The sequence below is a fragment of the Mesorhizobium sp. M0166 genome, from assembly GCF_040322255.1.
Classification (GTDB): domain Bacteria; phylum Pseudomonadota; class Alphaproteobacteria; order Rhizobiales; family Rhizobiaceae; genus Mesorhizobium.
Map to the genome: position 1 here is coordinate 1 of NZ_JAMYTD010000075.1, position 10,862 is coordinate 10,862.

The following is a 10,862-nucleotide window of genomic DNA, read 5'->3' on the forward strand; positions in this document are numbered from 1 at the left end:
CGGTGGCGATATGCCGGTCCTTGCGGTCCAGCGGCTGGCCGCGCTGGGCAAAATTCCAGGAGAGCGACGAAAGCCGGCGCTCGATGGTTGAAACGGTGTTTGGCTTTTTGTCGCCAGTGGCCGTACCTGACGCGCAGGCGGCGATATAGAGCCCGACGACCTCAGGATCGGGCGGGAACATCTCGATGCCTTGGCGCCGGCACCAGCTCGAAAAATGCTTCCAGTCGGCTGCGTAGGCGCGGCGCGTGTTGGCCGAACTCGCCGCCTCGATATAATCGCGCGCGCGGCCGGCGAGCGCCTCAAGCTGCGCAGGCAGGCTGGGATTGGCAATGGCTGGAAGGGGAGGGGACGAGGCTAGGTCGGCATCGCCCATCTGCATGACGATATCGATGATGTCGGGCAAAGCCGCGGCGCTTTGTGTGTGAAGCTTGTCCGAAATTCGTAGCATATTTCGGACATCTTGACCGTCACTTCGTCCGAAATCGGACCACAGATTTCGGACAAAGCCCCGGCATCAACCCGCCAATATCTCGATCTGCCGTCGCCGCTGCAAACGTCGCCTGTGAGAGGCGAGCCGCCTCTAAACTGGTCGTATATCCCGATTAATAATAAGAATGTAGTCAACTTCCATATTTTAGAGGGCACGCATGCTGCCACTCAACCGGCCTGATCACCACACAAAGTGAGGAAGAACCTGGTTAGGTGCAAAGCGACAATTGCCTCGACAGCGGGTCCCGGAAGGTTTATGCTGCCCAATCTTACCGCAATCCGAAATGGCGATTGAGTACCTTCACGAGTGAAGGGATTCCCGCGGTCTTAGAGATGAGTTGTCGAATGGCGCGAAGTCGCACAGAATCGCGAAGTCGCACAGAATCGTGTGTTTGATACCGATCAGGATCGCGAGCTATTTCAGGCGCAGAGAGGTCCTGCGCCCGATGCACGAGTTGCTCCCGGTCCAACGGAAGTGAATGGGGTGGAACTGCTTTGTCGACCAAATTGTTGACGGAACGTCCGGCGCCCATTGTTGCTACATGTCTGGATTCTTGGGGCGTTTTGGATGATGCAATCCACCATCTCACTCCAAAGGGCAGTGGAATCTGGAACAATGTCGCTTTTGTACGCAGGACATCCTTCGCGCCCGATTGGCATATTGTCTTTAACTCTGCTTCTATTTTTGGGCTCCCTGTTGATATCGAGGCGAGTCCAAACAGGACAATTTTTGCAATCGGCGAACCGCCGACGAAAGCTCATCGCGCATTTCATGAAGGGCAGGGGAAAAATACCATCGTCCTGACGTCTGACGCAGAGCTGGCTGCTCGGCAGAATGCAGAGCGCCGATTCGTTTTGTCTCCACCTATCACTCGGTCTTGGTCTGTAACAAAGACATATGACCAACTTCTGGTCAGCGAAGTCGTGGACAAGCCGCTTCGGCTCTCATGGATTACCAGTAACATCGCCCTGCTTAAAGGGCATCGATATCGGCTGGCGTTTCTGGAACGGCTGAGAGAGGAGCTCGATTTTGACCTGTTCGGCCGAGGTTTTCGGCTGATTGGAGATAAATGGGACGCACTCGCACCGTACCGTTACAGTATAGCTTTCGAGAATACTCGTGCTGATTACTATTTTACAGAGAAGCTTATGGACTGCTTCGTTGCTGAAACAATGCCGATCTATTACGGCAGCCCGGCAATCACGAGGTTCTTCCCTTCCGACTCAATGGTTCTGATTGACCCAGAGGACAAGAACGTAATCCAAAAAATTCAAGAAATCATCGACTCGGACCTCTGGAAGGAGCGTCGCGGCGCAATACAAGAGGCGAAGCGGTTGGTTCTTGAGAAATACAATACGTTTGCTTATCTCGCGGGCTTCATCGAAAGCGTTCACGATAAACCCTTACCGCCGGAAGTTATACACATCGGTTCGCCTGCGGTCGATTTTGGGAGAGACGAATGAAGTACTCCAACGCTCGCTTCGCGTGCCCGGCGGTTGGTGGTCTGGCGAGATCGGTACGGAGCGCTCGGCGGAGAATGCCTACCTGCGCAGACGGGCTGGCACGGGCGCACGAGGTCATGCGCCCCCGGCTGCCGCTGATCAGACGAACTGGGGAAGGCCAGGAACGGAATTGAGGACCTCGTCCACGAGTTCGTCGCCGGCATGTTCCTTGGCGAAGGCGATCGTCTCGTTGGCGATGGCGGCGATCTTTAGAATGCTGAGACCCTCACTCATCAATTGCTGGCCGAGCCCCATGAGGCCGCCTCCGCCCTCTGGGTCGTTGCCATGATACTTCGCCACTAATTCCGAAGCTCCGGGAATGGCCTCGATCATGCGCGCAACGGGACCGTCGGCCGCGTGGCGTTGCAGGAAACCCAGCATTAACCCAACGGCCTTCTCTGCGAGAGCCGGGTCGATGCCGGCACCAGTGGCGATGCGCGATAAGAATTCTTCCATGGCAGGGTTCGTCTCTCTTTAATGAGGTTTACACGGGGCCGGTCCGGCGCCCAAAGCGCCCTTGGCCGAACCACAATTGAACTCCACAAAAATAGGCCGGCGGAAGTGCTATTGCAACTGCGCGTAAAACCGCCTCTGTCAACGCAAGCTGCGTCGGACGTGCGTATTTCGCAAAAACGGGACAGTCGTTCCGCTAAATCGCGGACAACAGTTAGCCGGAAAGGCAGAAGGCTGTGGAAAAAGCCGCCGAATGAGAAGAACGGGCTATTCTACAACATCCGTCTGCATGGCTTGCCGGGCGCAATGTAATGCCATTCGACGCGGTTCTGATCCGCCCAGGAGAGGATGGTGTTCGAGGTGAACTCGCTGCCATTGTCGCTGACGATCATTCTCGGCCGGCCGCGCTCGGTGATGAGCCGGTCCAATTCGCGGGCAACCCGCAGGCCCGAGAGAGACGTATCAATGATGAGTGCCAGGCACTCTCTCGTGCAGTCGTCGACGACGGCCAGGATGCGGAAGCGGCGCCCGTCTGTGAGCTGGTCCGATACGAAGTCGAGCGACCAGCGCTCGTCGGGCCTCAGCGGCACCACCATCGGCGCCCTGGTCCCGATCGCCCGTTTGCGGCCGCCACGGCGTCGAACGGCGAGCTTCTCCTCCCGATAGAGCCGGAACAGCTTCTTGTGGTTCACGACCAGGCCCTCCCGCCTCAGCATCACGAGAAGACGCCGGTAGCCGAACCGGCGTCGCTCCTGCGCGATCGCCTTCATCCGCTCGCGAACCTCGCGGTCGTCCGGCCTGCTGGTCTCGTAGCGAACCGTCATGCGGCAACAGCCGATGGCTTTACACGCCCGCCGTTCGCTCATCCCGAAGCCTTCCTTCAGGCGAGCGACAGCTTTCCGCGTGGCCGCGGGCGTCACCATTTCTTTCCCACAAGATCCTTCAACGCGGCATTGTCGAGCATGGCGTCGGCCAGAAGCCGCTTCAGCCGCGTGTTCTCGTCCTCCAGCGCCTTCAGCCGCCGAGCCTCGGACACATCCATCCCGCCGAAGCGGGCCTTCCAGTTGTAAATCGAGGCGTCGCTGACCCCGTGCTTGCGGCACAGATCGGCAACCGATACCCCGGCCTCATGTTCCTTCAAAATTCCGATGATCTGCTCTTCAGAGAAGCGGCTACGTTTCATGTCCTGGTCCTCTCGATGGGCCAGAACGAACTTCAAACCGGATTAGATCAGAGGGGCAAGGTCAAGGTCGATGACTCAACTGTTGTGTGGGGAGAGCTCTTACTTCTCATTCGCTCCAAATGCGGACGCGGCGCACGAGCTCGGAAGTTGAGATCCCGTAGCGATCGTGAAGCGTCGGCAGCGCGCCAGCGTCGAGGAACTCGTCGGGCAGGGCGATCTGGCGAAAGACTGGGGTCACTCTCTCGCGCATCAGCAGCGCGGCAACGCCTTCGCCAAGGCCACCAATGATGGTGTGGTTCTCCGCCGCCACCACCAGCCGTCCCGAACGGCGCGCGGCAGCGAGTATCGCCTCCGTATCCAGAGGTTTGATCGTCGGAACGTGCAGAACGGCGCAGCCGATCCTGTCGGCTTCAAGCGCCTTCGCGGCCTCCAGCGCGCGCATGGTCATCAGGCCGCTGGAAATGAACAATACGTCCGCGCCCTCGCGCAGCATTCGCGCCTTGCCGATTTCAAATGTATAGTCGTCTTCGTCGAGCACGACAGGAACCTTACCGCGCGAAAGCCGCATGTAGACCGGCCCGTTGTAGTCCGCGATCGCCTCCGTGGCCTGTTCGATGTCGAGCGCGTCGCAAGGGTCGATGATCGTCAGGTTCGGCATCCCGCGGAAGATCGCGATGTCCTCCGTCGCCTGGTGGCTGGGGCCGTAGCCGGTCGTCAGCCCCGGTAAGGCGCAGACGATCTTCACATTGAGTTTCTCCTCGGCGATCGCCATGCAGATGAAATCGTAGGCCCGCCTCGATGCGAAGACGGCATAGGTCGTCGCGAAGGGCGTGAAGCCCTCCCGCGCCAGGCCGGCGGCGGCGCTCATCAGCACCTGCTCCGCCATGCCCATCTGATAGAAGCGGTCCGGATGCTCCTGTGCGAAGACATGGAGATCGGTGTATTTCGCGAGGTCCGCCGTCAGGCCAACGATCCCGGGCCGCTGGTGCGCCAGTCTGGCCAGTGTGTGCCCGAACGGCGCATTGCGTGTCGGTACGCCATCGGGCGCGATCGACGCGATCATCGCCGATGTGGTCTTGCGCTCGCCCGCCTTGACGGCGTGACGCGGCGCGAATTTTGACACCCTCAACGCGGACGTCCCTTTTCCAAAGCTTCGAGCGCCAGCGCCCATTCATGCGGTTCGACGCGGATGAAATGCGTGATGTCGCGGGTTTCCAGGAACGGCACGCCCTTGGCCATGCGGGTATCGCAGACGATCACACGTGGACGAGGCTCCTTCAGCCCGCGCGCCAGGTCGAAGGTCACGCGGACCGCTTCGATGTCGTTGCCGTCGACGCGCTGCGCGTGCCAGCCGAACGCCTCGAACTTGTCTGTCACCGGCTCGGAGGAAAGCATGGCCGTCGATGGACCGTCGGCCTGCTGGTTGTTGAAGTCGACGATGGCAATGAGATTGTCGAGCTTGTGGTGGGCCGCCGACATCGCCGCTTCCCAGGTCGAACCCTCGCCGAGTTCGCCGTCGGACAGGAGGTTATAGACGAAACTGTCGCTCTGCTTGCGCCTCAGCCCCATGCACATACCGACAGCGATGCCAAGGCCGTGACCGAGCGAGCCGCCGGTGATCTCCATGCCGGGCGTGTATGCCGCCATGCCGGACATCGGCATGCGGCTATCGTCGCTGCCATAGGTCTCGAGCTCTTCCTCCGGCAGCACGCCCGCTTCGATCAGCGCCGCGTAGAGCGCGATGGCGTAGTGTCCGATCGACAGCAGGAAGCGGTCGCGTCCCTCCCACAGCGTGTCGTCCGGCCGGTAGTGAAGCGCATGGAAATAGGCGACGGCAAGCACGTCGGCGATACCCAGCGCCTGTCCGACGTAACCTTGGCCCTGGACTTGACCCATCTGCACGGCATGTCGGCGGATACGATAGGCTCGTTCGGCCAGGCTGACATTGCTGCCAGCGCGGGGCATCTCAAGATCCGGTGTACCCTCAGCCATGGATCAGCATCCCACCGTTGACATCGATCACGGCGCCGGTGATGTAGCTGGCCAGATCGGACGCCAGGAAGAGATAGGCGCCGGCGACGTCGCGCGCGTCGCCCAGCCGGCTGAGCGGGATTCCTTTGATGATGTCGGCGCGCATGGCGTCGGTCAACTTATCGCCGGTGATGTCGGTCTGGATCAGGCCCGGCGTGACGCAGTTAACGCGGATGCCTTCGGGACCGAATTCGCGCGCCATGGCCTTGGCAAGCCCCAGAACACCCGCCTTGGCAGCCGAATAGTGCGGGCCACCGAAGATGCCGCCGCCGCGTTGCGCGGAAACCGACGACATGCAGATGATCGAGCCGCCGCCATTTTCGCGCATGTTCGGGATGAATGCCTGGCTGAGATAGAGCACGCCGCGTAGGTTGACATCGAGCATGCGGTCCCAGTCAGCCGGGCCGATATCCAGTGTCTTTGCGGGCTGCGTGATCCCGGCAATGTTGCACAGCACGTCGACCTTGCCGAAGGCTTCGGCCACTTCGGCAGCAGCCCTCTTGCACGCATCGAGGTCGGCGACGTTACAGGCGAGGCCAATGTGCTCGGGCCCAAGCGACTCGGCGGCGTCACGGGCCTGTTGCTCATCGAGATCAAGAATAGCAATGCGCGCGCCTTGCTCCGCCATCAGCGTTGCCGTGGAGCGGCCTATCCCCCGAGGGCTCGCGGCCCCTGAAATCACCACGGCCTTGCCCTTCAGCAACATGTCGAACTCTCCTGCTATTTCTCTTTGCCGGTGATCTAAAGTCGGTAGAACCGGGCAGCGTTGTCATGGAACAGCGCGAGCCGCTCCTCGTGCGGGTAGGCGACCGTAATTTCCTTGAAGGCGTTCAAAATGGCGTCGAAGCTCGAGAACAGCTTGTCGACGGGGAAGTTCGTCGCGAACATCGAGCGGCCGACGCCGAAGGCTGCGATCGCCTCCTCGGCATAAGGACGAATCGAGGCCGTGGTCCAAGTCCAGTCGCCCATGCCGAGGCCCGAGATTTTGCAGGCGACGTTCGGCGCTTGCGCCAACTGGTGCATGCCTTTTTTCCAGGCGCCAAAATGCTCGGCGCCGTCGACCTGCATGCCGGTGTGATTGAGAATGATCTGGACGTCGGGAAAGTCGCGCGCGAGTTCGAGGAACTCGCCCATCTGGGATAGTAGAGCTGCAGGTCGAAGCTCAGCCCGCGCTTCGCCAGGTCCCGGAAACCACGCCGCCATTCGGGTGTCCGGCTCACCTCCGGCCGCGCCTGATATGTCTTAGCGGCGTCGGGATGGTAGTTCATCGGCTGCCGCATGCCGCGGAAGTTCGGATATTCCATGTGGCGGTCGAGGAGGTCGCCGACGTCGGGTTGGGACAGGTCGGCATAGCCGACGATGTGCAAAGCCTCGCTTGTTGGCGATCTCCTGCAGCCAGCGCGTTTCCCCAACCGGATCGCCGGGATCGAGAAGCAGCAGTTCGGCTCCGGTGGAAAGGGCACGAGCGATCTGGACGATCTGGCCTTCGTGGAGGGACAATTTGCGTGCCGGCATTATCGATGATCGCTTCGCCGATCGCTGGGTCAATCAGCTGGAGCGCTCCGAGCGCAGTTTCGCGCGTGCGGCGACGGCTGATCTGCCACCAGCCCGACCTCGCATGCACAATGCCGATGTTTTCCGCGACCGGACAGCTCGGGCAACAGCGCCAGCTCCTGATGCACCACCGCGATGATCGGGCTGTTGTGGTCGGCCTTCGACGAGGCGAAGCCAATCTCGCCGGCTTCGCGTGAGGTCAGCCCTGTGACGATGCGGATGAGAGTGCTTTTGCCGGCGCCGTTGCCGCCCAGGAGCGCGTGGATTTCGTCGGCCCGGACCTGAAAACTCACACCCCGCAGGACACGGGTTGCGTCATAACTCTTCTCGATATTGGCAGCTTCGATCAGGGGCTTCCTGGTCAATACCTGTCCAACTCCCCGCACGTTGCCGGCGATACCCAAGCTTTGGGTTGAACTCGGCTCCATCCTGTATCTCCTTCCGGGACCACTGTGCGACCGATTGACATTCGGCTCAATTTTCGTTTCTTAACATTCTGTGTAGCTGAGCTTAAATGACGAGGACGAGGTCAGACATCAAGTTCAATTCGATGACGCATTTCGAGGCAGTCGCGCGGCTCGGCGGCGTGGCAAAGGCCGCTCAGGAATTGCAGGTGACACCTTCGGCGGTTAGCCAGCAGCTGCGGCTGCTCGAACACCAACTCGGGGTGCGGCTTTTTCAGCGCGAAAAGCGCCATCTCTCGCTCACGATCGACGGTGAGCGGCTCTTCCAGACCACGACCCAGGCTTTCGAATCCATACGCGAGGTGCGTAATGCCATTGTGCGGCAGCGCGAAAGCTTCCAGCTTAGCCTGCGCGTCAGTCCTTCCTTCGGCGAGAAATGGCTGGCGCCGCGGTTGGCCGAGTTCAGCAAGGGCTATCCGAGCTGGAATTTGCGCGTCGACGCCACGCCCAATTTCTCGGATTTCGAAACGGAGGTCATCGATCTCGATCTTCGTTATGGCGACGGCGGCTGGGCCGGCCTTTATTCGGATTGCGTCGTCAACGATCTGATCCTGCCGATGTGCTCGCCTTCCTATCTTGCCGAACTGCGCGCGATCTCACCGGATCCGCGCGAGCAGCTTCGCCATGCGCGGTTGATCGACAGTGTGAAGGCCTATTTCCGGTGGGATTATTGGCTGCCGTGCAACGGTATCCAGGGCGCCCGCATGACGTATCCCTATCGTTTCGACCGTTCGTCAATGTCGGTTCAACTGGCGAAGGACGGTGCAGGTGTGGTCCTGGAAAGCACATCCATCGCATTCGAGGACCTGGTGTCGGGTTCTCTGGTTCCGGTCTCGATAGAGTTCGAGGTCATCGAGTTTCCGGGATACTGGCTGGTCTGTCCTTCGCGGCATATGAACCGGCGCGCGGTTCGCCTGTTTTCGGACTGGGTGTCACGCGTGGGTAAGCGCGACACCGATCTGGCTCGCCGGTTTCTGGCGGATAAGCAACTGCGCATATCGTTCGAACGACGGCCTCATTTCGGGGCACGGGATGACAAAGCGGCGCCAATGGCGTGAACAGTTCGGCGTTCAAGACATGGCAAGACGAAGATTGACAGCACGTTGCGGTTGAAGCTGGCAAAACGCAGGCTGTGTGCAAGCGAATGGGTTGGCCCCGCTTTTCATTTTCCGCGTAGCCTGTGCCTGCGGCTGCCCGCGCCACAAGGCGTTGGTGGACAAATGTGGCATTAGGCACAATCAGCATCTTTGATGCCGCCTGCTATGTCGGCCTTGCCGGGCAGCGAACGGACTCCGGGCGTGCGCACGCCGTCATGCGGTTGAGAACGGCGCAGCCGATGGCGACCTCGGTCTGCTGAGCCGAAAAGGAGCGGGCTCGCAGGCGACGTCCGATCAACCCCTTGTAGCGCCCGACGGCGGTCTCGATCAGGGCGCGCTTGCCATAGCCGGTGGACGCCTGCCAATTCAGCCTTCCATCATTGGCGATCGCCGTGATGTGACCGTCCCTTGACCGGGTGGTCCGGTGTCATCACTCTCCACGGCCGTTGAACGTGGCGGGATGACTATCCTTGCGGTGACGCTGTGTTGCAGCACCGCGCAGTAGGTGGGACCGCCATCATATGCTCCGTCGGCCGTGAATTGGTCGATCTCTGCGTCGATCCGGTCGAGCAGCGGCTTCACCTGCGAGGGATCGTCGCCGTCCTGGTCGGTCAGACAATGGGCGATGATCTCGCCGCTGTCGGCATTGAGAACCAAATGCAGCTTGCGCCAGGTCCGGCGTGATCTGGCACCGTGCTTGTCTTCCAGCCATTGGCCGGCGCCGTAGACTTTCAAATCCGGTGCTATCGATCAGCACATGCAGCGGACCGTCCTCGGGATGCCGCTGCCGCTTGGCCGATGGTTCCCATATCTGCGCCCGGCGGCTTAGCGTCGTGTGATCGGGAACCGGTAGATCAAGCCCCATCAGATCGAGCAGCGAGGTCGCCAATCCCTCGCTCTGGCGCAGACGAAGCCCGAAGACGCATCCCAGTGTCAAGACCGCCTCGATGGCGAGATCGGAATAGCGGGGCTGGCCGCCGCGGGTCGTTCTTCGCGGCGCATGCCACCTGGCCAAGGCTTCTTCTGTCAACCACAGCGTCAGACTGCCGCGCCGCCGAAGGCCCGCCTCGTATTCCGGCCAGTTTGTCACCTTGAATTTGATCTTCGCGACTCGGTGACGGCGGCTGGCATTGACGGCAGGGGCGGCGCACCATGGTCACGGCCGATACCCTCGCCATGTGGCTCGTGCTGGAAGCCCTCGGCCCAATGTCAGCTAAACAGATGACGGCCACCGGAGAGCATCTGATGGGACTTATCCCAGCGTTGTGCCCGGGGTGCGCGAATCGAAACCGCGCGGATCGACGAGTCCACTACATCTCGTGTCCCTTAGGGCATGGCCCCACCTTCCGGAAAAACACCCCACTCAGCCCTGTCCGGATCTGGCGCTCCTTGTTCGCTCCGCTGGCCTACACAGTTGATTGCGAACGACCCAGAACGGCTCTCGAAAACGAGCGTTGAACGAAATCAGATCACCGTTTGTTCTCCCTTAGCGTTGTTTGGCGTACTTTTATCGCGATGCCCTCTTGTGGGCCGTGCCATAACGCAGTTGATGATCATGCCTGACTACGAAGCGTCGGCCGCCGATAGTCTGGATACAGCGCTCGCTGTGCTCGATGAGGTATGTTATCGCCTGAGATCTGACCGCCTCATCCCAGCGGACAAAACGGGGCAGGGAGGAGGCTTTTCAGAGCCCGGACGCCTTGGTGAGATTGACGCGGAAACGATCGCGCCGGCGCTGATACTTTCGCGTCATCTCGGCCGAGGCGTGACCGAGCTGCTTTTGCACATAGCGCTCGTCGACCTCGGCCGAGGACGCGAGGCCGGCGCGCAGCGAATGGCCAGCAAACTTTTGACCGCGTTCGCCCTCCGACAGATCGCCACGCACGCCGGCTGCGAGCGCCGTGCGCTTGACCAGCCGCGCAACTTCCTGGTCGTTAAGCCGATCGGCGCCGACTCTTTTGCCTTGCCCTATTACCCTTCGGAACAAAGGGCCATGGCCGATCCGCGCCAGTCTTAGCCAGGTCTGCAGAGCGACCACAGGGCAGGTGGCGTCGGAGGAGCCGCGGCCGATTTCGACCTCGCGCCAGC

General features: G+C 60.8%; 8 protein-coding genes and 4 pseudogenes. 2 read left to right on the forward strand and 10 right to left on the reverse strand.

Going from position 1 to position 10,862, the window contains the following annotated elements:
- Positions 1 to 448: pseudogene (locus NKJ46_RS33825) on the reverse strand (integrase); the annotation flags it as partial.
- A 536-nt stretch (positions 449 to 984) separates the two neighbouring features.
- On the opposite strand from NKJ46_RS33825, the gene NKJ46_RS33830 reads away from it, so the two are divergent.
- Positions 985 to 1,953, forward strand: coding sequence for a glycosyltransferase family 10 domain-containing protein (locus tag NKJ46_RS33830; protein ID WP_352493678.1), 969 nt, complete (start codon positions 985 to 987; stop codon positions 1,951 to 1,953).
- A 138-nt stretch (positions 1,954 to 2,091) separates the two neighbouring features.
- Here the strand turns inward: NKJ46_RS33830 and NKJ46_RS33835 are convergent, their stop codons facing one another.
- The 7 genes and pseudogenes from NKJ46_RS33835 to NKJ46_RS33865 all read right to left on the reverse strand — a co-directional run bounded on the left by NKJ46_RS33835 (position 2,092) and on the right by NKJ46_RS33865 (position 7,641).
- A complete protein-coding gene (locus tag NKJ46_RS33835) occupies positions 2,092 to 2,448 on the reverse strand; it encodes a hypothetical protein (RefSeq protein ID WP_352671547.1) in 357 nt (118 codons plus the stop codon).
- Between the two features lie 287 nt (positions 2,449 to 2,735).
- Positions 2,736 to 3,628, reverse strand: a pseudogene (locus NKJ46_RS33840) (IS3 family transposase); the annotation flags it as partial.
- A 106-nt stretch (positions 3,629 to 3,734) separates the two neighbouring features.
- On the reverse strand, positions 3,735 to 4,757 hold the full coding sequence (locus NKJ46_RS33845) for a transketolase family protein (RefSeq protein WP_352671550.1): 1,023 nt from the start codon (positions 4,755 to 4,757) through the stop codon (positions 3,735 to 3,737).
- Entirely contained in the window at positions 4,754 to 5,593 is an 840-nt protein-coding gene (locus NKJ46_RS33850) for a transketolase (protein ID WP_502903497.1), read from the reverse strand. The genes NKJ46_RS33845 and NKJ46_RS33850 overlap by 4 nt, the downstream gene beginning before the upstream one ends.
- A 19-nt stretch (positions 5,594 to 5,612) precedes the next feature.
- A complete protein-coding gene (locus tag NKJ46_RS33855) occupies positions 5,613 to 6,365 on the reverse strand; it encodes an SDR family NAD(P)-dependent oxidoreductase (protein ID WP_352671555.1) in 753 nt (250 codons plus the stop codon).
- A 35-nt stretch (positions 6,366 to 6,400) separates the two neighbouring features.
- Positions 6,401 to 7,087 (reverse strand): annotated as a pseudogene (locus NKJ46_RS33860) (amidohydrolase family protein); the annotation flags it as partial.
- A gap of 116 nt (positions 7,088 to 7,203) precedes the next feature.
- Positions 7,204 to 7,641, reverse strand: coding sequence for an ATP-binding cassette domain-containing protein (locus NKJ46_RS33865; RefSeq protein ID WP_352671556.1), 438 nt, complete (start codon positions 7,639 to 7,641; stop codon positions 7,204 to 7,206).
- 86 nt (positions 7,642 to 7,727) lie between these two features.
- Between NKJ46_RS33865 and NKJ46_RS33870 the strand changes: the two genes are divergently transcribed.
- A complete protein-coding gene (locus NKJ46_RS33870; protein WP_352671559.1) occupies positions 7,728 to 8,735 on the forward strand; it encodes a LysR substrate-binding domain-containing protein in 1,008 nt (335 codons plus the stop codon).
- A gap of 202 nt (positions 8,736 to 8,937) precedes the next feature.
- On the opposite strand, the pseudogene NKJ46_RS33875 reads toward NKJ46_RS33870, so the two are convergent.
- Both NKJ46_RS33875 and NKJ46_RS33880 read right to left on the reverse strand, forming a co-directional pair.
- Positions 8,938 to 9,876: pseudogene (locus NKJ46_RS33875) on the reverse strand (IS5 family transposase).
- A gap of 582 nt (positions 9,877 to 10,458) precedes the next feature.
- The coding region (locus tag NKJ46_RS33880) for a tyrosine-type recombinase/integrase (RefSeq protein ID WP_352671562.1) at positions 10,459 to 10,862 on the reverse strand (404 nt) is incomplete at its 5' end.